Genomic DNA, 23,673 nt, shown 5'->3' on the forward strand with positions numbered 1-23,673 from the left:
TTTTTTCGACACGAAAGTCGATTTAACCCTATATTTTATGTATCTCTCGATGATTTCAAGTTTGCCATTTTGGGGGCTTGATTATAAGGAACAAGGGCATTTTCCGGGTAGCCGGGTTCGTTACCATTCGTCCCATTCATCAGCATTTTCCTCCAGATATTTTCTTAATTTCTCAAAAGAGCTTGTCCGCCTGTACTGTATCGTGCTTCTCGACGTGTTGAACAGCTCCGCAATCTCGGTATCGTTCATTCCCTCGAAGTAATACAGCAGTATGGCTTTGCGCTTTTCTTCCGGCAAAGTACGGATTGCTTCAAGAAGCAGCTTTGGCGTGATTTTCTTCCCGGCTTTCTCAAAGACGGTTTCGGCGGCTTCACGTTTGAAATATTCATCAAACGTATGAAGCTGCCGCGCTTCGTCTAAGGTCATGTCGGAAAAGGTCACTTCCTTTGCCTTGTGTCTGCGAAGTTCTCTATGGGTGTCGCAAGCTTCATTGTGCAATACCGTATTACAAAACTTCTGAAAAGCACACTGTTTGTAAAACTCCCTGCTATTAGGTTCCACATTCTCACCTCCTTTCTCGTTGGAAAGTTGGTGGTGCTTCCCCCCTTTTCGCGGGGCAATACGGCGTTTTTCAAAAACGCCGAAGATTTTTTGAAATTTCTTCAAAAATTTTTTGAACGTACAAAATGCGCCCGTCCGAAAAGCCCGGACGGGCGCATAGGCATTGTAAGCAGTATCCAGATGATTAGACAGTTCATATATATAAGCGTAGTTTCCCCCGGTGGTGGGCGGGCTTTTTTTGATAAGTCAATAACTGTCGGATTTTGTCGATATGCTTTTTGCTTCATGGCGGCTACCTCCTTTAGCCGCCGATTTCAACAGTGATACCGCGTCATTTCATTAGAAGATAAAAAGAAACGGCGGCTTTGATTTTTCAAAGCTGCTGCGGAAATCAAAGAACGACAAGCAACAGTTCTGATTTTGCTCCAATATGGTTATTAGGGGCACAAATTAAAATCAAAAAAGAGCCGATAACAGCAGTATTTCAAACTGCATATTATCGGCTCTGCGTCTGTGCGTCTGGCTCTTTTAATTAAATTATTTCTGTTGTTTTTTGGCTTTATTATATGTATTAGCTAACTGTCCACAAGCTGCTTTAATCTCTCTACCATGAGAAACTCTCATGGTAACTTCAAGTCCTGTTTGCTCTAATTGATGTTTGAACGCAACCATTTCTTGTTTTTGTGGTGCTCTAATTTTTGAATTACTCGTCGGGTTGTATTGCAGCACGTTAATCATAACATTTTTGCCCTTAAACCATTTTGCAAGTTGCCTTATATCTGAGGAACGGTCATTTATACCTGGTAAAAGCAAATACGCAAATACCACTTTTCGATTATGCCTTTGAGAATAGGACAATGCTTGCTTAACAACATCTTCAATAGCGTACATGTGCATATGAGGAATGATACAGTTTCTCGCAGCCTGTGTTGCTGCATGTAAAGATATTGTCAACTGAATTTTTAGATGTTCTTCGCGCAATTTTTTTAATTGATTAACTGGACCAACTGTTGATACGGTAATGCCGTCGGTTGGAAAGTTAAGTCCATTTCTATCTCGAAGAATATGGATTGCTGCAATCAAGTTGTCGTAATTGAATAAAGGTTCTCCCATTCCCATAAAAACGATACGATTTACTTTTTGACGTATCAATACAACCTGCTGCACAATTTCAGACGGTGTTAGATTACGAACAAAACCATTGCGTCCGGACTCACAAAAAATACAGCCAACAGAACAACCAACTTGCGTACTTACGCAAACAGTCCCACCATCTCGCCGTTTAATAAAAACCGTTTCAATATACCTGTTATCTTTCAATTCATAAACATACTTTTCAGTATCGCTACTTTTATAGACTTTTTTTGTTGATATTGATAGATTTTCTTTGTGAAATGGCTGTTTATACAATTCCGTATATAAGGCTCTTGCTTTATCCTCTCCAATTACTTCCGACATTTCTTTGTAAGTAAATCCGTATGGGTCATTCAATATTTCCGTAGGTGTACTTTTAGGTAAGTGTTTCATTTAAATATCCTTCCTTTTCAAAATTAAAAAGTTTGTTTTTCAGAGTTTTTGATTATGATTTCTAGTTTTTCAACATCAACGATATGCGTTAATTTACATTTAGGGCAGAAAAGAGGAAAATTTCTTAATACCGTATTATAAAATACTTGAACCCTCGTCTTTCCGTTACAAATTGGACATTTTATCCAATATTTTTCAAGCATAATATTTCTCCTTTTGCGCAAAAAAATGCAGGTCAATTCTCAACATGAGCATTGACCTGCATTTATACATATAATACTACAACAAAATTAAGGCATAGTTTTTATACTATGTCTATACGTCGTTAGTTTTGTTGTATAGCATACGCAAAATAAGCATGACAAAAAAGCCCATATTGAAAATGGGAAAAATCTTTTTTGATTTCAATGCTTATCGAATACGCATGCTATGTAACATAAACATTCCCCCCTTTTATATAATATTATATACAAAAGCAGCTTGTTGTCAACATATATATATGAATTATTTTGGCTAACTGATAGAACTACGTAGACATATCCAAGAAGAAAGGGGAACAGTAAAATGTAATAGGGTGAATAACTATGGCAAAAAGACCAGTACCACGATACGACTTTAAGGCTTTTGGGGCAGCGATAAAGGCAGCGCGTGAGGGATGCAAGGAGAGCCGCAAGAAAGTAGGCGACGAAATGTTTATCTCGCCGCGCTACCTTGCGAACATTGAGAACAAGGGGCAGCACCCAAGTTTACAGATAGCTTGCATAGCAAGGTGTTCGCTTCCCGCAAGTTCACAAAGGGGTAGCTGCCGCAAGGCAGCGTAGGGGAAGTGTAGCTTCCCCTGTCCCCCCTCCCCGGCGGTCTGCCATGCTGTCACTGTTGAGGGATAAGCCCCCGGCGCGTGACATACTCCGTTGCAAAACGGCGGTGTTCCGCTTCCTTTTCCCGCCAATACTCCCATAATGCAGCGTCGGCGGCTTCCGCAACATTCATTAAAAACCGTTCAAGCTGCTTTTGTTTTTCCTCTGCGCTACGTTTCCTCATGGTCTGCGTCCTCCTGTAAGTCTGCTGCGTCAATCTCGTAATAGTCAAAAACCTCGTCGGGCTTGACAATGGCGGGGCGGCGTTTAAGGTGCTTTTCCATGTCAAAGGCGTTCTTCGGGTCTGCGTCGGATAGGTACTTGTATTTCGGGTGTTTCGTTATGTCGAATTTGTCCGAAAAGAACGGGCGCACCCCGCGTAGCTGCAAGATACATTTCCCTCCGTCCATGACTGCGATTTCATCTTCCGTCATAAGCTGCTTTCCCAATTTCTGATAGTTCAGCCCATGCGAAAGCTCCCGCCCCCTTGTTTCGGAAGTGTTGAAGCTGTCTATCGTTTCCTTGCCTAAAATCTCCGATATTTCTTTGAGCGTGGTTTTTTCCTTGCCGCCCAAGAAAAGCGTGGTGTCGCAGTTGCCGACTATGGTATCGGCGTTGTCCTTGTAGATTGCCTTTAGCTGTGACTGGCTCTGCAAGATGATTGACGCGGAGATTTCCCGGCTCCGTATGGTTGCGATTAGTTTCTCAAATTTGGGGATTTGCCCGATATTCGCAAATTCATCAAGTAAGCACCGTACATGGACGGGAAGCCGCCCGCCGTATTCATCATCTGCTTTGTCGCACAAGAGGTTGAATAGCTGTGTGTAGAGAATACTCACGACAAAGTTAAAGGTGTCGTCGGTGTCGCTGATAATCACGAAAAGGGCGGTCTTTCTGTCACCTATGGTGTCAAGCTCCATTTCGTCGGTTTCCATAAGCTCCCGCAGCTCCTTAATGCCAAGGATATCAGCAAAAAGATAAAATCCACATCTACATTGATTGTGTGTAGTGTACCACGAACCAATAAAAATGTCGAATACCACTAATGTTGTAAAGGAGCGTGATGCCATGACCCAACCCAAAACCGACCTCGCCTATCTCCGCAGCGAGAAAGCCAAAGCAGAACAGCAGCTGCGCTACTACCAGCACCGTGAGAAAATTCTGGAACACCAGATACCGGAGCTGACCCGCAAGGCCCGTGTGCATCGGCTGTGTACCCGTGCCGGAATGCTGGAAAGTTTTCTGATTGCGCCGGAAGAACTCACCAACGATCAGGTGATGGAGCTGCTGAAAATTGCGTTCCGTCAGCCGGAAGTTGCGCTGGCTCTTGCAAAGATGATTCACGACCTGCACGAAAGCCGCAGCGTTCCGCACCCTTTAGAATAAAGGGCGCAATTATACACCGTTCCGGTGAAATTGCGGTCTTGCAGACGGCTCGATGAAATCGAAGCTGGCGTTTGTGCGCCAGCCCGATTCCATCCCAAGGAAAACTGCATTTTCCTTGCGCTGCTTTGCAGCTATCCTTTTGCGGCTCCCGCCTGAGATCGAAGCGCATGGCACTCCGTTCTAAGGCGGCGAGCAAAACCGAATACAATTCCAGACCGTTCACCAAGAGCAATCTTGCTGGGCGGTCTTTTTGTTTGGGGGTGATGCCTATTCCGTGTCCGCATTTCAAAATTACCATCGTCAAGCGCAGCCAAGGGCAGTCCGCTGTTGCCGGGGCCGCTTACCAAAGCGGCGAACGGCTGTTCAGCGAGTACGACCAGAGAACAAAATTCTACAACAAGAAGAAAGAGCTTGTCCACGCTGAGATCATGCTGCCATCCTATGCGCCGCCCGGATATGCAGACCGGGCGACCCTCTGGAACGCCGTAGAAGCTGTGGAGAACCAGTGGAACTCCCAGCTTGCCCGGCGCATCGTGCTGGCGTTCCCGGTGGAGGTGCCGAAGGAGCAGTATTTGTCCATGATAAAAGAGTTTTGTCAGGAGCAGTTTGTTTCCAAAGGGATGATTGCCGACTTTGCCATCCACGACAAGGGAGATGGAAACCCACACGCTCACATTCTGCTGACGCTCCGGGCAATAGATGAACACGGCAAGTGGCTCCCGAAAGCCAGAAAGGTGTACGACCTTGACGAGAACGGTGAGCGCATCCGGCTCGCTTCCGGCAACTGGAAGTGCCACAAGGAAAACACGGTGGACTGGAACGACCAGAAGTATGCCGAGGTCTGGCGGCATGGCTGGGAGACCATTACCAACCGCTATTTGGAAGCGGCTGGCCGCCCGGAACGTGTTGACCTGCGCTCCTTTGAGCGACAGGGCATCCAGCAGATACCGACCGTGCATCTCGGTCCCGCCGCACACCAGATGGAAAAGCGTGGAGTGGAAACTTTTCTCGGCAACCTGAACCGGGATATTCGCGCCGCCAATAGCCTGATGCAGTCCATCCGCAGTGCGATTCGTGGGCTGCAACGCTGGATCGCAGACCTGAATGAAAAGAAGCAGATTCTTTTGGATGCACTGGAACAAGCCAAGGAGCCAATGCTGTCCGACCTGCTGGTGGATTACTTCAACCTCCGCAACGAGCAGCGCAGCGATTGGTCTGGCAAGGCAAAACTGAAATGCACTGTCCGAGACTTTGAGGAAGTCAAACGGGCGGTGGACTATCTGAAAGCCCATTCTCTGAACACCATCGAGGATCTGGATACCGCAATTTCTAACCTGAACCAGACCGCCGCCCCTCTCCGTAGGCAGTTGAAGCAGAACGAAAACCGTATGCGGGCAATCGCCCAGATCAAGGATGCTGCCGCCGCCCATGCCAAGCTGAAGCCCATCCACGACACCTTTATCAAGAAGAACTTCAAGTTGACCAAGGACGCTTATGCCGCCCAGCACAAGGAGGAACTGGACACGTTCAACAAAGCTGTCCGCACCCTGATGAAACTGAACGGCAGCACAGCGGTAGATTTTTCGGCATTGGATGCCGAATTTTCTGCGCTGCAATCCGGCAGCGCAGAACTGCGTACCAAACTGGAAACCTTGCAGCCGGATGTCTCTGCCCTGAAAAATATCCGCAAGTATATCGACATGGTGCTGAATAAGCAGCAGCTTTCCACACCGGGCGGCAAGCCCCCGGAGAAGGAATCGGTGCTGAAACAGCTGGAGCAGCTTCAGCAGAAAAAGTCCAACTACAAAACGATTTCTACCACCCCAAACCGCGAAGAATCGCTCTAAACGATCTTTCTGTCACCGATATGCCGTTGCAATCAGTGGCAGAAGTACATAATTCATTTGTTTTTTGCTGGCTTTTGGCTATTCTCGCTGGCTAGTGAGTAGAGGCGTACTTTTAAGGCAGAAATTTTCTCCAACACCCCCCATTTTAGGCCACTTTTTCTGTTAATAGTAGAAGCGCCTCTTTGAAAGCCGGTCATTTGTGACCTTTTTGTTAATTCTCAAAAAGATGGTTGTCTTTGGGCTGTTTTCGTTGCCTACCTATTGAGAGGATTTTTTCAAAAGCGGAGATTTGGTCTCAAGAATTACAATTCAATTACAAGTTTCTCACCAATGCTACGAAACAGGCGTTCTCGATGCCTACCAAGTGTAGGGCATCTTTTTCAAGACCATTCTCGGACTATTATGACGTTTTGTTTACAAAATTGCTTGCAATGCTACGAAATGGCCTTTTTCATCGGCTACCAAGTAGAAGGATGTTTTTCGTCCGTCAAAGTCCAGAAATCTTCCATATGTTCCTTGACAAGTGAATAGTTCAATCGTCCGGTACTTCACAAAAGGTACTTCTGTAACTCGCAGCCCGGTCATAACGAAGACGGGGTGGCTGAAATGCCAATGGTGCGGTGCAAGCCCGCCGCCGGACGATTCCCCACTCCTAGGGAAGTCGAGGACCAATATGGGAGACCTTAACTTATTAACGCAGTTGAGCACTTGTTTCGTGCTTTTCTGCGACTGGAGAATTGGAACCCTCCAATTCTCGTTACATACTCTTTGTTCCTGATTTCTGCTTCAGCTGGAGGTGATCAACATTTCAGAATATCTTACCACGCAAACTCCGCTGCCGCCGTTTCTCCCATACCCACGCTTCCTTTTGGAACTTGACCTGAGTCAGACTGCAAAAATGACTTATGTGTTGCTACTCGACCGTGCCACACTCTCGCAGAAAAATCTCTGGATAGATGAACGTGGATTCGTGTTTGTCATTTTTACGATTTGCTCTTTGGCTGAGCAGCTAGGGCGCAGCACTGTCAGTGTTTCCAGTGCGCTTAAGGAATTGGACGCTGCGGGATTGATTGAGCGCAGACGAACGCGGTTTTCTTCGCCCAATCACATCTTTGTGAAAATTCCAAATGTTGAATAGTTCTGCGTTTTTCACGATTCAAGAACCGCCAAAATCACGATTCTGTGATGCAGATTCTTAATGGCATCTGCAAAAGATATTTTTCCTATGCAGTATAGCAGCCTTTAAGACTGTATCGAAGAAAACTTTCACCTAACCAACGTAATAAAACAAAAAGAGAAAAACGAATAGAATCCATCCATTCCTTTCCGTATTTGCACCACATGAATGAGGAGGTCTGCCCTTGAACAAAGAAAAATCTGAGAAGAAGCCCACCACACGCAAACGTGCGCCGAGAAGTCCGAAGTCCGTGCGCCTGATCGTGGAACGCCATTATATCGGCAATGTGCCGATGAATACGCTTTTTCAGCGGCTTGTGGAAGAAGAAATTCGTAAAACTGCCGAATCGTATCTCGCCGCTGGCTAATTGGACGTTTTACTGCGGAAAAGGGCTTGCATCGTCACGCAGCATCCGCTACAATGTGATTGATGAGGTCTCTTTTCCATTATGGAGGTACACATGGAAAAGGACAAAAAAGTAACTGCTTTATACTGCCGACTGTCAAAAGATGACGGTTCAAACAGCGAAAGCCTGAGCATCCGCACTCAAAAGTCAATGCTTATGGAGTATGCCACACGCAACGGTTTCGGGAATTGCCAGTTCTATGTCGATGATGGTTACAGCGGTACGAACTCTGACCGCCCTGCCTTTCAGGAACTTCTGGATGATATCCGGGAAGGAAAGGTGGCAACAGTCATTACCAAAGACCAGTCCCGACTTGGACGCAACCACATCGAAACCGGAACGTATATGGAAATCTTCTTTCCTGAACACGGTGTCCGCTATATTGCAATCAACGATGGTTATGATTCCAACGAGCAATCTCAGATGGATATTGCCCCGTTCCGAAACATCATCAATGAAATGTACGCCAAAGACACTTCCCGAAAGATCAAGAGTGCCCTTCGGACACGCAAGAAAAGTGGAAAGTATATCTCCAGCGGCGCACCGTTTGGCTACCAGAAAGACCCTGCCGACCACAATCACCTTGTGATCGACCCGAACACCGCCCCCGTTGTTGAGTATATCTATTCAATGGCAGAGGAAGGGCTGGGGCTTCACCGCATCGCCAAGCGGCTCCACGATGAAAAAGTTTTGAAGCCGTGTTACTACAAGAAAGAGATGTTTGGCCGCTTTATTGATGATGAAAAGATGTATGATTGGGATAATGCCTATATCAGTCAGGTTCTGCACAGCCCGGTCTACGCCGGACACATCATCTACGAAGCCAAGCCCACCGTGTCCATGAAATCCAAAAAGCGACGTTATATTCCGTTTGAAGAACGTGCCATCGTTCCGAATACACATGAAGCAATCATCCCACAAGACCGTTGGGAGAACGTGCAGCGCATCCTTTACAGCCGTTCTGGCTGCTTTATGTGTGATAAGACCGACTACGACAATATCTTCAAAGGCATCGTCCGCTGTGCAGACTGCGGCAGAACGATGTTAGTCAAGGTCGAGCACAGGCGCAAACGCAACAGCGTTCTGGAACAGACCTTTTATTGTTGCAGCACTTATCGGAAATATGGTGCGAAAGCCTGTGACTCTCACAATTTGGAAGCCCGTGTTCTGCATGAAGCTGTCTTTGCAGACATTCAGGCACACGCAAAGGCTGCTGTGAGCAATCGGGAAGCCCTTGTGAAGAAGATTGCAAATCAGATGCACCTCCGGGTGTCCTCTGACCGGGCGCAGCACAAACGGGATTTGAAGCAGTGTAAAGCACGAATCGCAGAAATCGAAGACCTGTATGCAAAACTTTATGAGGACGTATCAAAGGGACTTCTCCCGGAGAAACGTTTTCAAATGCTTGCGGATCGCTACGACAAAGAACAGGCTGAACTGACCGACAAGATTGAGCAGTACGAGCGGGAAGGCCGTGCTGAACACGATCAGCTGGACAAGATTCAGGATTTTATTGATGAAGTCAGCAAGTGCGCTGGCATCACCGAACTGAACTATAAGATTCTGCATCAGCTGATTGACAAGATTCTGGTATCCAAAGCGGAAAAGGTCGATGGCGAATACGTCCAGAAAATCCAGATTTTCTACCGCTTTATCGGCCCATTGGATGCCATTGAATAACAACGTCAGAAAAGTCACCTCCGAGAACTATCCTACAGATTCCGGACGTGAGGGCGAACTGATCTTTCGACTGGTCTATGAGCAGGCTGGCTGCAAAAAGCCCTTCTCCCGCCTATGGCTGTCCAGCATGGAGGAAAACGCCATCCGGGAGGGCTTTGCCCACCTCAAACCGTCAACTGAATACGATGCGCTGTACAACGCAGCACTCTGCCGGGAACGCGCCGACTGGATGGTCGGCATCAATGCGTCCCGGCTTTTTTCGTGCCTGTACGGTCAGCCGCTGGCGGTGGGGCGTGTTATGACCCCGGTGCTTGCCATGACGGTGGTGCGAGAAGCCGCCATCGCCGCCTTTACCCCGGAAAAATTCTACACGGTGGATCTGGAACTGACCAGCGGCTGCACGGCATCCAGCCGCCGCATTCCTGAAAAATCCGTTGCTGAAAACCTGTTGAAAGCCTGCCGAAAGGAGATGGTGGCAACGATCCAGCGCATCACCCGCAAGGAAAAGTCCGAGAATCCACCACCACTGTATGATCTGACCACCCTTCAGAGGGACGCTAACCGCTTGCTGGGGTACAGCGCACAGCAGACTTTGGACTATGTACAGAGCCTGTATGAGAAGAAACTTACCACTTATCCCAGAACTGATAGCTGCTATATCACCGACGATGACGAGGAAATGCTGGAGGAACTGACTGAGGAGTTGGAGGGTTTTCTCGACATTACCTCGGCAGATGTGGACGAGGCTGTGCCTCGGACACGGCGCACCGTCAATCGGGAAAAAGTCACCGACCACCACGCCATTCTGCCCACTCGCAGTATGCTGCAAGCAGATCTGGACGCACTGCCCAAGGGCGAGCAGAACGTCCTGAAGCTCATCATCGCCCGGACGCTGATGGCGGTAAGCAAGCCCTTCCGTTATCTGGAGACCCTGCTGACCACCAAATGCGCCGGGGAGGAATTTACCGTCAAGGGCAAGGAGATTCTGGAAGAAGGCTGGAAGGCGGTGGAACGCAAGGTGCTGGCAGACATCTTGAACCGGAAGCAGGAACTCACCGCCCTGCCCAATGCAGCGGAAAACGAGTGCGGCATCCTCAATGCAGAACTGAAAGAGGGGCAAACGTCCCCGCCGAAGCATTTCACCGAGGACCTTCTACTTCATGCGATGGAAACCGCCAGTGCAGACAGTATGCCGGAGGGCGTGGAGCGTCAGGGCATCGGCACCCCGGCAACCAGAGCCGCCACCATCGAAAAGCTGGTGCAGAAGGGCTTTCTGGAACGCAAGGGCACCAAGAAAACCAAGGTGCTGCTGCCCACCGACAAGGGCAAAGCCCTCATCACCGTGATGCCCGAAGAAATCCAATCCCCGGAAATGACCGCCGATTGGGAAACAAAGCTGCTGCAAATCGAACGTGGCGAAATGGAGCCGAGCGAATTTATGACCGAGATCAATACGATGATTACCGAACTGGTAAAGAACACGGAAATGAAAAAAGGAGCGAATGCACTTATGAAAAGCAAGATTATTGGTGTCTGCCCGAACTGTGGTAAGCCTGTCGTGGAGCGTGAAAAGGGCTGGTTCTGCGAGAACCGGGAGTGCCGCTTCGTGCTGTGGAAGGACAATGCGTTCTTCAAGCGTCTGGGCAAGCGTCTGGACGCTCATGTGGCAGACAAGCTGCTGCGGGATGGCCGTGTCCGGCTGAAGGACTGCAAGAGTGCCAAGGGCAAGACCTACAATGCCACTGTGCTGCTGGGCACCGAGGCCGATGGCCGCAGCAAGTTTTCGCTGGAATTTGAAGGTGGGTGCTGATGGAGCAGATAAAAGAAGCGGTCTACCTTATCAACGATGAACGCTATCTGCATCTCCGGGAAAACGGTGCAGGGGTCGGCTTTGCCACCTATAACAAGGTAACTGGCGAGCCGCTGGAAAGTGGGCAGATCTCGGAAAAGAATCTGCCGCCAGATGGACAAAACATCATCCCTGCCGCCCGGAACTGGTATCTGTTTGAACTTTCGGACGATGACCGCAAGGTCATCCAACAGGAAAGCGTAAAGATCCTCGAAAACATCCCACAGGCGGGCATCGGCAGGCGGCGCATCTGGGAGCCGGAAACGCTGCCGAAGGATATTCGTCTCATCAACAGCCACTATGACGACCTCTACCGCATTCCCGATGGCGGAGTTGTACAGGTGGATTACCCGGATGGGCGCAGCTTTACGGCACGGGTGGAACATCTGGATGATTATCACTTTGACATGGGCGGTCTGGGCAATGTGTTCCACATCTGCCAGTTTGCCGAGGTCATGGAACGAAACCATGCCGACTTCTACCCGGAAATTCAGACACAAGACGAGCAGGCTGCATGGGAACTGGGCGGCAAAGGCTATCTTGCCATCCAGTCCTGTGAGGATGGATGGGACTACACCATTTACCACAGCGATTATTCCGTGATGGACGGCGGGCAGTTGGATGCCCCGGAACTGACCATTCAGGAAGCCCGTGAGCAGATTCTGGAAGCACACCACATGGAAAAGGGGCGGCGGCTGTTGCAGGACTACGATGCCGTCATGGATAAAGTTGCAGAAGCCGAGGAACGGAGCGCAAACCACCGCCCTTCCACACTGGAAAAGCTGGCAGAACTGGCAAGTGATACGTCTGCGCCGAAACCGTCTGCACGTTCTGCGCCGGAACTGTGAGGTGAGCAATGCAGCAAAAATGGAACCAGAATTTTGACGGCGAACCCATGACGGACATCCCGCAGAAATTCCTGAACGCAGGGTGCGATGTTTATATGGTGATGCAGCTGCGGCATGACGAAAAAATCTTCGATGAAAGATTTGCTTCCATGCGGGAGCTGAATCGTCGAGGTAAAACGCCCGACTCGGAGCATTACGGGGTCACCTACTATGCCGATCTGCCCGCCATGTGGCAGGATGTGCCGAACAACGAGGTTTTGGAAGAACTGTTTCAGGTGTTCAACCTCTCCCGTCCGCAGGATTTTGAGGGGCACAGCCTGTCGGTCAGCGATGTGATCGCACTCAAACGCAATGGCGAGGTGTCTGTGCATTATGTGGACAGCATCGGCTTCAAAGATTTACAGGGGTTTCTGGACAAGCAGCCGGAACGCCCTTCGGTGCTGATGAATCTCAAAGAGAAGTGCGATGCCCCGGAGTGCAACCCCATCGTCTGCCGGAAAGTGAGGGATGAACATGAACTTTGACCACGAGGAATTGACCCTGATGATGCTCTACAACACCGGCACCCGGCTGGGGCTTATCCACGAGTTGCGGCTGATGCAGTGCTACCTGATGCCCGACGAAACCGCCCTGCGGGAACTGTCGGAGGGGGTTATCGAAAAGCTGAAACTGCTGACCGATGCAGAGTTTGCCGAACTGGAATTTCCACTGGACTGATTTTTGCCGCCTGCGGGCGGCGTACATAAAGTATTTTGTTCTTCCAAAAGATATGCTATAATCAAATTAGACAAAATTCCTCTCTTCAAGCGATTTCTCCGCAATTTTCCTGTGGCTCTGCTCGTATCAAAAATAAGGGACCGATTTTTAATTGTCAGAACGGAGGAACCATTATGGCAATCTTTGAAAAGACCATCCGAAACAAAAACTTTGACGAGCTGCTTCGGAAGCTGGAAAATGAAATCCCGGACAGCAGTTGGTCGGCAGATTTAGAGGCAGGCAGTGATTTCAAAGAGGGCGATGCCCGGTGCAGTGTCCGGGTGTTTGAACGGTACAGCATGATGGGCGGCAACCGCCTGAGTCTGACGCTGACCATGTTCCAGAATGGAGATAACCCGATTCGGCTGTCTGCAATTACCGCAGGCGGCAGTCAAGCGGTCTTCTTCAAGGTGAACACCCTCGGAGAAGAATCTTTTCTGGACGATGTAAAGGACCTGCTGGAAGAAATTTTGGAGGAGTAAAATGTTTTTTGGATGGTTTGACGCTATATTCAGCTTCATTTTCCCAATCCTGTTCCTGCTTTTTATTGGAATGTTTTTCTTTGCTCTAATTTCAAATCTCCGCACATGGAACAAAAACAACCATTCGCCGCGGCTGACCGTTCCGGCAACAGTGGTAGCAAAGCGCACCGATGTTTCGCATTCCAGCAGTGCCAATGCCGGAGATATGTCCGGTGCGCACGGATACGACACTAGCACATTTACATCGTACTATGTGACTTTTCAGGTGGAGAGCGGCGACCGGATGGAATTTGAAGTGGACGGAAGCGATTATGGTCTGCTCGTGCAGGGCGACATCGGAAAGCTGAGTTTTCAGGGCACCCGCTATCTTGGGTTTGAGCGGAGCTAAGTGTTTCTTACATTATATAGTATGGAGTGCTGTATGAACGATTTGTTTATCCAAGGGCTGACCATCGACTGGAACAGAGTTCGCCCATACAATTATGTTCGTCAGATTCCTGCCATCAGTGGAATCGACACTTTTACATTCCATAAGCCCATTACGTTCTTTGTTGGCGAAAATGGAAGTGGAAAATCTACGCTTCTGGAAGCAATCGCTGTTGCTTACGGCTTCAACGCAGAGGGTGGAACGAAGAACTATTCATTTTCCACATACAACTCCCATTCGGAACTATGTGAGGCTATGACGATTTCCAAGGGGTATCGCAGACCAAAGTTCGGGTATTTTCTCCGAGCAGAGAGTTTCTATAATGTAGCCACCAAGGAAATCGACTATTCCGATGACGATCATCCCTCCAAAGGCTATCACCAAAAATCACACGGTGAAAGTTTCCTCGCTATTGCGCAGGACTACATGGGTGCAGATGGAGTCTATATTTTTGACGAGCCGGAAGCCGCTTTATCCCCGCAGCGGCAGCTCACGTTACTGATCAACATTCATCGGTGTGCCCAAGAAGGGGCGCAATTCATTATCGTATCACATTCACCCATTCTCCTCGGAATGCCTGATGCTGAGATTTTTAGCTTCGACAATGGCACGATTCATCCTTGTCAGTATGAAGATACGGACAGCTACGTTATCACCAAAACATTTGTAAATAATCGGCAGCATTTTTTGAACCAGCTTCTGAACGAAGAAACGTAATGCCGGGAAAGGACATTCCATATGAGTGATTCTACGTTGAAAGAGCTTTGGCAGCAGGTCGCTGAAAAGAAAAGCTGCGAAGCAAAACAGAAAGAACTGACCGCCCAGAGAGATACGCTTGCTGATCGCCTGAAAAAGCTGGAAAAATCCAAGCTGGCAGAGCAGGCTGATGTGGACCGTCTGGAGGGACACAGCCTTGCCGCATTTTTCTATCAAGTGATTGGAAAAATGGATGAAAAGCTGGACAAAGAACGGCAGGAAGCCTATGCAGCCCGTGTCAAGTACGATGCGGCTCTCCATGATCTTTCTTCCGTTGATGCCGACTTGAAGCAGATTCAAAATAGACTGGAACGGCTGTCCGATTGCGAAAGGCAGTATCAAGCTGCTCTTTCCGAAAAAATCAAAAGCATCAAAGTCTCTGCCCACCCTGCCGCACAGCAGATTGCGGAAAGCGAAAGCCGCATTGCCGCACTGAAAGTTCAAAAGCGGGAGCTGCTGGAAGCCATCAACGCAGGAAAGACTGCCTTGCATACGGTCAACGAAGTTCTCGAAACCCTCGACAATGCCGAGGGCTGGAGTACATGGGACGTAATGGGCGGCGGTTTGATGGCCGATCTTGCCAAGTATGAGGAACTGGACGATGCGCAGAAACAAATCGAACAGCTTCAAGTGGAACTGCGGCGGTTCAAAACTGAGCTTGCTGATGTTGAGATCACCGCAGACCTTCAGGTTACGGTGGACAGCTTTCTGAAATTTGCAGATTTCTTCTTTGACGGCCTCTTTGCAGACTGGGCAGTTCTGGATCACATCAATCAGGCACAGAGCCGTGTAGAGAACACCAAGGGCCAGATCAAGCGTGTCCTCGCACTTCTGAAAAAGATGCGCGAAGATGTTGATGTCCAAATCGCTGACGAAAAAGAGAAGCAGGAGCAGCTTGCAGTGGAAACCGAGCTGTAGGGTTGGAGTGTTCGCTTATGTGATATGCTCAACTCAATAAATCGGAATCGAGGGAGTAGGAGAAATTGAGATTGGAGGATAAGTTGGTGAACAAGATTTTCAAAGGTCTTATTCGATTTTTGATAGAAGTGATAGTTATGACTGTTTTGATTGTTGGGATCAACATATTTACTAATGGTATGTATCTTTGGGGATTGCCCCGCATAAATGATATTCAGTCTGTAAATATCACGTATCCGAGTGTCACGGATGATGTTAAAGAAATTTCGAGCAGTGCGGACATTGAGTTAGCATTAAAGCTAACGGGATTTCTGAAATATGATTTATTTGGGGAAGTGAATAGCGAAGAAGAACCCGCTATTACAATTACTTATTTTCTCAAGGATGGAACAAGCAAAACAATCTCCGCTAATAACACTACTGTCTGGTGGAACAATAAAATTCATGTAATCAAGGACAAGGAAATGTTTGTCAACCTAACAGAGGGAATTTTCTTTCTGGAAGATTTACAAACAAAGTAAATCAATTCCTGTTTGACGGACTATCAAATTATTACACACCTTCTGCGGGCGACCCTCAAAACGGTTGCCCGCTCTTTTTATACCCTAAAATCCGAAAAAGGAGGAACGCTATGCCAAGCAAAACCGAAGAATATCTTGCCCTTGCCCAGCGCACGGCGAACGGCTTGACCCGGTACTGGGAAAGCTGGACGGACTACCTGACCACCGCATCCCGGCTGTACAAGTACCCCTTTGCAGACCAGCTGATGATCTACGCCCAGCGCCCGGATGCCACCGCCTGCGCCGACTATGATGTTTGGAACAGTCGGATGAACCGCTATGTCAGACGTGGCTCTAAGGGCATCGCTCTGCTGGACGAATCCAGCGGATTCCCTCGTCTGCACTACGTCTTTGACGTAAGCGACACCGGAGTGCGCCGCAATTCCCGTGACCCGGAGGTGTGGCAGTACAACGATGACCTGAAACAGCCGGTTTCGGAAATGCTCGCCGCCACCTATGGCATCAGCGGAGAGCGTGTCAGCCAGCAGCTTGCGGACGTTGCAGGGAAACTGGTGGCAGATTACTGGGACAACAACGGCGGGGACATCCGTGCCATCGTTGACGGCTCGCTGCTGATGGATTATGATGATGCCGGGGTGGAGATGCAGTTCAAGTCCGCCGCCGCCATCAGCGTCACCTACACGCTGCTGGAACGCTGCGGCTTTGAGCCTGCCGGGTGGTTCGACAAGGACGATTTTCAGGCAATCTACAATTTCTCCACCCCGGATAGTGTCTACGCCCTCGGCGCAGCCGTCAGCGACATGAGCCGGGAGGTGCTGCGGAACATCGAGCGCACCGTAAAAACAACCATTCGCCGCCGCAATGCAGAAAGGAGCCAATATGAATACGAACAGCAGGAACGTGACCTACTCGACCGTCGGGGACTACCAGCTCCCGAACCTGACCCTGAACCAGCCCCGGAAGCCGCTGGGCAAGTACGGCAGGCTGCGCCGGACGTACCTGATGAACCATCGCCCGGTGCTGTACAACACGATGCTCCTGAACGGGAGCCTGTACCCGCACCTGATGGAGGTGGAGCAGACGGCAGAGAGCCAGATGCAGCAGACCATGCAGCTTCTGAAGCAGAACCCGGCCCCGGACAAGGAGCAGAATCAGATGGCATGGGTGCAGCACATGAACAGCCTGCGGGCACAGGCCGAGGAACTGGTGCTGAACGAACTGATTTACAGTTAAGTTTCTTCGATGCCCACATTCCCACCGAAGCCAAACAAATTGAATCCATCGACCAAGCGGAGAGCGAAAAATCGCCCTCCGCTTTTGTTTTGTCGCAGGCGGAGATTGAAAATGCGCTGCGGAGAGGTTCCAATGTTGAAGGCAGCAAACTTCGGATATGGAAAACTTATCAGTTGCAGCCTGACCGAAAACTCCGGGCAAAAGCTCTTGCCAACGAATATGCACCGTATGGCCCCGGCGGTTCTTCACACACTTATCTGGACGGAAGCAGTGGTTGGCTTGACCATGACAGCAAGGGTCTGACGTTTGAGCATTATCCCGACCATCAGAAAGTGCTTCTCCGCTGGGATCGGGTCGAGAAATACATCGACCTGATGATTCAGTCTGACCGCTACCTGTCGGACAAAGAAAGAAGAGCCATCGACTTTCCCCTTGAACTGAACGCCGCCAGTGCAGCCGAATACACTGCATTAAAGGCGCAGCACCCGGATACTCTGGTTGGATTTGAAGCTGGCGGCAATTTTATGTTCTATGGAGAAGATGCTGCCAAGGTCGCAAAAGTTCTCAACAGTGCTTTGTTTACGAGAGAAACAGCACTGGGCGAAGTTCAGGTCACAGGCTTTCCACCTAGCTTATGGGCAAGAAAGTCAAAAGAATTGTGGTCTGCGGGCAATGATGTTTACCTTGCCGGATTGAACGAAGATGGGACTCATCACCAGACTAAACATCTGCACAAAGAGGACTATCTGCCCATCGGCTCCATCATCAATATGGATGGCCGGAAATTTCGGATTGACGGAGTGGATTTTGATAAGGGCAAGGTTTCCTTGCAGGATGTGGCACTGGCAGAAATGCGGATGCCCATTTTCCGGGAAGCGCCGCTGGCTGTTGTCCGGGAGTTGTACGAGCAGGAACAGGAAGTGATGGAACACCCCCTACCCGATTACAAGGTCGGTGACGAAGTTGTTGTTGACCTTCCCACCCGAACCATCGAAGGCAAAATCGGCTATGTAGGCGAAACCGATGTTCGCATCGACACCAGCGCGCAGGGGCAGTCGTGGGATAACGAAGTAATCAATAAGCAACAATTCGAGGACGGTCTGCGGCAGGTTGAGCCTGAACTTTCCGACGAAGAACTGGATGCGCTGCCCATCTCTGCCGTGATGGACAGAAAGGTGCAGAACTTCCCGGATGCCACTGCCTTAGACGAAGCCCTGAATGCTGAATCTGCGCCGGAAGCTGCCGGGAATTTCCACATCACGGACGAGCATTTGGGCGAGGGCGGTGCAAAGCAGAAATACGCCCGGAATATTGCAGCTATCCGCACCCTGTTTCAGTTGGAACAGGAGCACCGAGGTGCCACTGCCGAGGAACAGCAGGTGCTTTCCCAGTATGTGGGCTGGGGCGGTCTGGCGGATGCCTTTGACCCCGGCAAAGATAGTTGGGCAAAGGAATATGCAGAGTTGAAAGGGCTGCTCTCTGAGGATGAATACGCCGCCGCCCGTTCCAGCACTCTGAACGCCCACTACACCTCCCCGGTGGTGATTCGCTCTATTTATGATGCGGTCGAAAAGATGGGCTTCCAGTCTGGCAACATTCTGGAGCCGTCCATGGGTGTGGGCAATTTCTTCGGAATGCTGCCCACCAGCATGGCAGATAGCCGGCTGTACGGCGTAGAGCTGGATTCCATTACCGGGCGCATCGCCAAAAAGCTGTATCCGCAGGCAGACATTACCGTGGCTGGCTTTGAGACCACCGACCGCCGTGATTTTTACGATCTTGCCGTGGGCAACGTGCCTTTTGGTCAGTATAAAGTCAACGACAAGGCGTACAACAAGCTGGGATTTTCTATCCACAACTACTTTTTCGCCAAGGCCATCGACCAAGTGCGTCCGGGCGGTATCGTTGCCTTTGTCACATCTCGCTACACCATGGACAGCAAGGACAGCACCGCCCGCAAGCACATGGCAGAACGTGCCGATTTGCTGGGTGCTATCCGTCTGCCGAATAATGCGTTCAAGGCGAACGCAGGCACCGATGTCGTTTCGGACATCATCTTTTTGCAGAAGCGTGACCGCCCTGCGGACATCGAACCTGCATGGGTGCAGCTGGGCAAGACCGAGGATGGCTTTGCCATCAACCAGTATTTCGTAGACCACCCGGAGATGGTGCTGGGAGAACTCACCACCGAAAGCACCCAGTACGGACGAGAGGAACTGACCGTTGCTCCCATCGAGGGTGCAAACCTTGCAGACCAGCTTGCCGAGGCGGTACAGCATATTGAGGGACAATACACCGAAGTTGAGGTAGAAACGCCAGATATTGCGGATGCCGAAAATGAGAAGCACATTCTCCCGGCTGACCCGGAGGTCAAAAACTTCTCCTATACCGTAGTGGACGGCGAAGTTTTCTACCGGGAAAACTCCGTGATGACGCAGGTGGAATTGTCCGATAACGCCAAGGGGCGTGTCACCGGCATGGTGGAACTGCGGCAGATCGTCAATGACCTGATTCAGCAACAGTTGGAGGATTACCCAGATGCCGACATCAAGGCAACACAGGAGCGTTTGAACGCCGCCTACGATGACTTTACCGCAAAGTACGGTCTGCTGAACGACCGTAAAAACGGGCGGCTGTTTGAGCAGGATTCCTCCTATTATCTGCTGTGTTCGCTGGAAAATCTGGACGAGCAAGGGCAGCTTAAATCCAAGGCGGCGATGTTCACCAAGCGCACCATTCGCCCGGAGCGCACCGTCACCAGCGTGGATACCCCCAGTGAAGCGTTGGCGGTATCTATTGGTGAGCATGGCAAAGTGGATTTGCCCTATATGGCAGAACTGCTCGGCACTCCCGGCGATTATGAGCGAATCACCAGCGAACTATCCGGCGTGATCTTCAAAGACCCTGTCGCCGACCCCACCGACCCGGAAGCGGGCTGGCAGATGGCAGACGAGTACCTGTCCGGCGATGTCCGGGCAAAGCTGCGGATGGCGCAGTTTGCCGTCGAGACCAACCCGGAATTTGCGGTCAATGTGGATGCGCTGATTAAGGCACAGCCCAGAGAACTGGAAGCATCTGAAATTGATGTGCGGCTGGGTGCCACATGGCTTGCACCTGAAATCATTCAAAAGTTTATGACCGAGACCTTCCAGATCCCCTACTATTTGCGTCATGCAGTCAAGGTGAGATATTCTCCGTATACTGCTGAGTGGCGTGTGGAGGGCAAGACTGCCACCGGGCGGAGCGATATTATCTCCTCCGAAACCTACGGCACCAGCAGAGCCAACGCCTACAAGATTCTGGAAGAAACCCTGAACCTGAAAGATGTCCGCATCTACGACACCATCGAGGATGCCGAGGGCAAGCCCAAACGTGTGCTGAACAAGCGAGAGACCATGCTGGCGCAGCAAAAACAACAGGTCATCAAGGACGCTTTCGCCAACTGGGTCTGGCAGGACCCCCAGCGGCGCATTGCGCTGGTCCGGCAGTACAACGAGCTGTTCAACTCTACCCGCCCCCGTGAATACGATGGCTCCCACATCAAATTCGTGGGCATGAACCCGGAAATCACCCTTCGGGAACACCAGCGCAACGCTATCGCTCATGTGCTTTATGGCGGTAATACGTTGCTTGCACACGAAGTTGGTGCCGGAAAAACTTACGAAATGGCGGCGTCCGCTATGGAACTGAAACGTCTGGGCTTGTGTCAGAAAAGTCTTTTCGTAGTGCCAAACCATCTGACGGAGCAATGGGCTTCGGAGTTCCTGAACCTCTACCCCAACGCCAAACTTTTGGTGGCACGGCGCAAGGACTTTGAGACCGCCAACCGCAAAAAATTCTGCGCCCGCATCGCCACCGGCGACTACGATGCCGTCATCATCGGGCATAGCCAGTTTGAGCGCATTCCGCTGTCCTTTGAGCGGCAGGAGCGTATCATTCAGGAGCAGATTTATGAAACGCTTGCCGCCATCAATGAGCTGAAAGTCCATGCAGGCGAGAATTTCTCCATCAAGCAGATGGAAAAGACACGGAAAACACTGGAAACCAAGCTGGAAAAGCTGCGCTCTGATGAGCGTAAAGACGATGTAATCACCTTTGAGCAACTGGGTGTTGACAGGCTCTTTGTGGACGAGTCACACTTCTACAAGAACCTCTTTTTGACCACAAAAATGCGGAATGTCGCAGGATTATCCACCAGTGAAGCCCAGAAATCTAGCGATATGTTCGGGAAATGTAGATACTTGGATGAGGTCACCGGAGGCCGGGGCGTGGTGTTCGCCACGGGTACGCCCGTGAGCAATTCCATGACCGAACTGTACACGGTCATGCGGTACTTGCAATACAGTACCCTGCAACAGAAAAAGCTGACCCACTTCGACTGTTGGGCATCCACCTTTGGCGAGACCACCACGGCCATTGAGCTTGCGCCGGAAGGTACAGGGTATCGGGCGAGGACGAGATTTGCCAAGTTCTTTAACCTGCCGGAGCTGATGAATATGTTCAAGGAGGCAGCGGACATCAAGACTTCCGACCAGTTGCATCTGCCTGTTCCGGAAGCCAAGTTTGAAACTGTCGTGGTCAAACCCTCGGAAATCCAAAAGGAAATGGTGCAGGAACTGAGCAAACGTGCGGCAGAAATCCACTCCGGCATCGTAGATGCGTCCGTGGACAATATGCTCTGCGTCACCAATGACGGCAGAAAAATCGGCTTGGATGTGCGCCTGATGAACCCCATGCTGCCGGACGACCCCAACAGCAAACTGAACGTATGCGTTCAAAATGTGTTGAAAATCTGGGAGGAGGGCAAAGACCAGAAGCTGACCCAGCTTTTGTTTTGCGACCTCTCGACACCAAAGAACGATGGCAACTTCAATGTCTATGAGGACATTCGCAAAAAGCTGGTTGCTGCCGGTGTGCCGGAAAACGAGATCGAGTTTATCCACAACGCCGATACCGAAGCAAAAAAGGCAGCATTGTTCTCCAAAGTGCGCTCCGGCGATGTGCGGGTTTTACTCGGAAGCACTGCAAAAATGGGAGCGGACACCAACGTCCAATCCCGACTTGTGGCAGTGCATCATCTGGATGTTGGCTGGAAGCCCAGCGACATGACCCAGCGCAATGGTCGCATCATCCGGCAGGGCAACATGAATAAGGAAGTCAAGGTGTTCAATTACGTTACGGAAGGGACATTTGACAGCTACCTCTATCAGACCCTTGAGAATAAACAGCGATTCATCAGCCAAATCATGACATCCAAATCCCCCGTGCGCTCCTGCGATGATATTGATGAGCAGGCTCTGTCTTACGCTGAAATCAAGGCACTGTGCGCCGGAAATCCGCTCATCAAGGAAAAGATGGATTTGGATGTGCAGGTGGCAAAGCTGAAGGTGCTGAAAGCCGACCACCAGAGCCAGAAATTCCGCTTGCAAGACAAGCTGCTGACCAAATTCCCGGCTGACATTCAGGAAACGAACGCCCACATTGCGGGGCTGAAAGCGGATGCACAGCTTGCCGCCACCCACCCGCAGGGCAAAGAAGAGTTCTGCGGCATGGTCATCAAGGGTGTAACCTATGACGAGAAAAAGACCGCCGGTGAGCGTCTGGTGCTTGCTTGTTCCGAACTGCCCAACGCCGAAGAAAAAGTCATCGGCAGCTACCGGGGCTTTGAGCTGTCTCTGCGGTTCGATACCTTCCGCAGTGAGTATCAGGCTATTCTGAAGGGCGAACGGAGATACCCGGTAGCACTGGGCACCGACCCGCTGGGCAACATTATCCGTTTGGATAATTCGCTGAACAACTTCCCGGAGCGCATTAACTCTGCTGAGAATGAACTAGCCACTCTGCATCAGCAGCAGGCAGCAGCGCAAATCGAGGTTGAGAAACCATTCCCACAGGAAGAAGAACTGGCAGAGAAGTCAGCCCGCCTTGCCGAATTAAACGCCCAGTTGGATGTGGACGAAAAGAGCCACGACCCGGAGCAGGAGGAACAGCCAGACGAGGATGCACCTCGCCGTCCCTCGGTGCTGGCGGCGCTGGAGGAAAAATCCGATAAGCCGGAGCCGGTGAAGCCGTTCCGCAGCTATTATGATAAGGATGGTGATGCACGATGAAAGAAAAGCGGGATGAAACCATCATCCTGCGCTTGAGCAAAACAGAAAAGAACCGTATCTATGAAAAGATGCTGGGCATGGGCATCCGTAGCCTGAGTGCCTATATCCGCAAGATGGCACTGGACGGCTACTGCCTGAACCTTGACCTGCCGCAACTGCGGCGCATGGCGTATCTTTTGCAGATGTGCAGCAACAACCTGAACCAGTATGCCAAAGCCGCCAATGAAAATGGTCGGGTCTACGCCGCCGACATGGAGGACCTGCGGCAGCGGCTGGATGAGCTGATTGACATTGGTCGGCAGATTCTCTCCCGGCTGGCAGAACTCTAAAAT

General features: G+C 50.3%; 21 protein-coding genes and 2 pseudogenes. 17 read left to right on the forward strand and 6 right to left on the reverse strand.

The genetic code is table 11. The features are described 5' to 3' along the window. Window positions 1-120 precede the first annotated feature (120 nt). The 4 genes from ACNQFG_RS02255 to ACNQFG_RS02270 all read right to left on the reverse strand — a co-directional run bounded on the left by ACNQFG_RS02255 (window position 121) and on the right by ACNQFG_RS02270 (window position 2,291). Window positions 121-561, reverse strand: coding sequence for an RNA polymerase sigma factor (locus ACNQFG_RS02255; protein WP_002569188.1), 441 nt, complete (start codon window positions 559-561; stop codon window positions 121-123). A gap of 101 nt (window positions 562-662) precedes the next feature. After that, window positions 663-848, reverse strand: coding sequence for a hypothetical protein (locus tag ACNQFG_RS02260; RefSeq protein WP_009243795.1), 186 nt, complete (start codon window positions 846-848; stop codon window positions 663-665). Window positions 849-1,098: 250 nt separating this feature from the next. After that, window positions 1,099-2,088 carry a 23S rRNA (adenine(2503)-C(2))-methyltransferase RlmN gene (gene rlmN / locus ACNQFG_RS02265; RefSeq protein WP_002569187.1) on the reverse strand — a complete coding sequence of 330 codons (990 nt, stop codon included), beginning with the start codon at window positions 2,086-2,088 and terminating at the stop codon, window positions 1,099-1,101. Between the two features lie 23 nt (window positions 2,089-2,111). Continuing rightward, window positions 2,112-2,291, reverse strand: a complete 180-nt coding sequence (locus ACNQFG_RS02270) for a cysteine-rich KTR domain-containing protein (RefSeq protein WP_002588768.1) — start codon at window positions 2,289-2,291, stop codon at window positions 2,112-2,114. Between the two features lie 381 nt (window positions 2,292-2,672). Between ACNQFG_RS02270 and ACNQFG_RS02275 the strand changes: the two are divergent. Then, a pseudogene (locus ACNQFG_RS02275) lies at window positions 2,673-2,843 on the forward strand (transcriptional regulator); the annotation flags it as partial. A 115-nt stretch (window positions 2,844-2,958) separates the two neighbouring features. On the opposite strand, the gene ACNQFG_RS02280 reads toward ACNQFG_RS02275, so the two are convergent. Beyond that, complete coding sequence (locus tag ACNQFG_RS02280) at window positions 2,959-3,129, reverse strand: hypothetical protein (RefSeq protein ID WP_002569167.1); 171 nt, start codon at window positions 3,127-3,129, stop codon at window positions 2,959-2,961. Then, window positions 3,116-3,901, reverse strand: a pseudogene (locus ACNQFG_RS02285) (VirD4-like conjugal transfer protein, CD1115 family); the annotation flags it as partial. The gene ACNQFG_RS02280 and the pseudogene ACNQFG_RS02285, both read right to left, overlap by 14 nt. Before the next feature lie 112 nt (window positions 3,902-4,013). On the opposite strand from ACNQFG_RS02285, the gene ACNQFG_RS02290 reads away from it, so the two are divergent. The 16 genes from ACNQFG_RS02290 (at window position 4,014) to ACNQFG_RS02365 (ending at window position 23,670) form a co-directional block, all read left to right on the forward strand. Further along, window positions 4,014-4,331: a DUF3847 domain-containing protein gene (locus ACNQFG_RS02290; RefSeq protein WP_316541617.1), complete on the forward strand. Its 318-nt coding sequence runs from the start codon at window positions 4,014-4,016 to the stop codon at window positions 4,329-4,331. Window positions 4,332-4,600: 269 nt separating this feature from the next. Continuing rightward, a complete protein-coding gene (mobQ, locus tag ACNQFG_RS02295) occupies window positions 4,601-6,178 on the forward strand; it encodes a MobQ family relaxase (RefSeq protein WP_044954172.1) in 1,578 nt (525 codons plus the stop codon). Window positions 6,179-6,974: 796 nt separating this feature from the next. Next, a complete protein-coding gene (locus tag ACNQFG_RS02300) occupies window positions 6,975-7,316 on the forward strand; it encodes a replication initiator protein A (protein ID WP_005924687.1) in 342 nt (113 codons plus the stop codon). Window positions 7,317-7,539: 223 nt separating this feature from the next. Beyond that, window positions 7,540-7,722 (forward strand): hypothetical protein, encoded by a 183-nt coding sequence (locus ACNQFG_RS02305; RefSeq protein ID WP_005945116.1) that lies wholly within the window; start codon window positions 7,540-7,542, stop codon window positions 7,720-7,722. Between the two features lie 93 nt (window positions 7,723-7,815). Then, window positions 7,816-9,441, forward strand: a complete 1,626-nt coding sequence (locus ACNQFG_RS02310) for a recombinase family protein (protein ID WP_423405849.1) — start codon at window positions 7,816-7,818, stop codon at window positions 9,439-9,441. Next, window positions 9,428-11,251, forward strand: a complete 1,824-nt coding sequence (locus ACNQFG_RS02315; protein WP_423405850.1) for a DNA topoisomerase — start codon at window positions 9,428-9,430, stop codon at window positions 11,249-11,251. The genes ACNQFG_RS02310 and ACNQFG_RS02315 overlap by 14 nt, the downstream gene beginning before the upstream one ends. Beyond that, entirely contained in the window at window positions 11,251-12,138 is an 888-nt protein-coding gene (locus ACNQFG_RS02320) for an LPD16 domain-containing protein (RefSeq protein WP_423405851.1), read from the forward strand. Before ACNQFG_RS02315 ends, ACNQFG_RS02320 begins: the two co-directional genes overlap by 1 nt. Window positions 12,139-12,146: 8 nt before the next feature. Next, complete coding sequence (locus tag ACNQFG_RS02325) at window positions 12,147-12,662, forward strand: YodL domain-containing protein (RefSeq protein WP_423405852.1); 516 nt, start codon at window positions 12,147-12,149, stop codon at window positions 12,660-12,662. Continuing rightward, complete coding sequence (locus ACNQFG_RS02330; protein ID WP_154244646.1) at window positions 12,652-12,855, forward strand: transposon-transfer assisting family protein; 204 nt, start codon at window positions 12,652-12,654, stop codon at window positions 12,853-12,855. Before ACNQFG_RS02325 ends, ACNQFG_RS02330 begins: the two co-directional genes overlap by 11 nt. A 173-nt stretch (window positions 12,856-13,028) precedes the next feature. Further along, on the forward strand, window positions 13,029-13,376 hold the full coding sequence (locus ACNQFG_RS02335) for a DUF6054 family protein (RefSeq protein ID WP_423405853.1): 348 nt from the start codon (window positions 13,029-13,031) through the stop codon (window positions 13,374-13,376). Between the two features lies 1 nt (window position 13,377). Then, entirely contained in the window at window positions 13,378-13,764 is a 387-nt protein-coding gene (locus tag ACNQFG_RS02340) for a DUF2500 domain-containing protein (protein WP_015536783.1), read from the forward strand. A gap of 33 nt (window positions 13,765-13,797) precedes the next feature. Further along, window positions 13,798-14,520, forward strand: a complete 723-nt coding sequence (locus ACNQFG_RS02345; protein WP_097782402.1) for an AAA family ATPase — start codon at window positions 13,798-13,800, stop codon at window positions 14,518-14,520. A gap of 21 nt (window positions 14,521-14,541) precedes the next feature. Further along, window positions 14,542-15,477 carry a hypothetical protein gene (locus tag ACNQFG_RS02350; protein WP_423405854.1) on the forward strand — a complete coding sequence of 312 codons (936 nt, stop codon included), beginning with the start codon at window positions 14,542-14,544 and terminating at the stop codon, window positions 15,475-15,477. A gap of 86 nt (window positions 15,478-15,563) precedes the next feature. Continuing rightward, window positions 15,564-15,998, forward strand: coding sequence for a hypothetical protein (locus tag ACNQFG_RS02355; RefSeq protein ID WP_423405855.1), 435 nt, complete (start codon window positions 15,564-15,566; stop codon window positions 15,996-15,998). Window positions 15,999-16,108: 110 nt separating this feature from the next. Then, a complete protein-coding gene (locus tag ACNQFG_RS02360) occupies window positions 16,109-23,341 on the forward strand; it encodes a DEAD/DEAH box helicase family protein (protein WP_423405856.1) in 7,233 nt (2,410 codons plus the stop codon). Then, window positions 23,338-23,670 (forward strand): plasmid mobilization protein, encoded by a 333-nt coding sequence (locus ACNQFG_RS02365; protein ID WP_423405857.1) that lies wholly within the window; start codon window positions 23,338-23,340, stop codon window positions 23,668-23,670. Before ACNQFG_RS02360 ends, ACNQFG_RS02365 begins: the two co-directional genes overlap by 4 nt. Window positions 23,671-23,673 lie beyond the last annotated feature (3 nt).

Source organism: Faecalibacterium prausnitzii (assembly GCF_049532945.1).
GTDB lineage: Bacteria > Bacillota > Clostridia > Oscillospirales > Ruminococcaceae > Faecalibacterium > Faecalibacterium prausnitzii_N.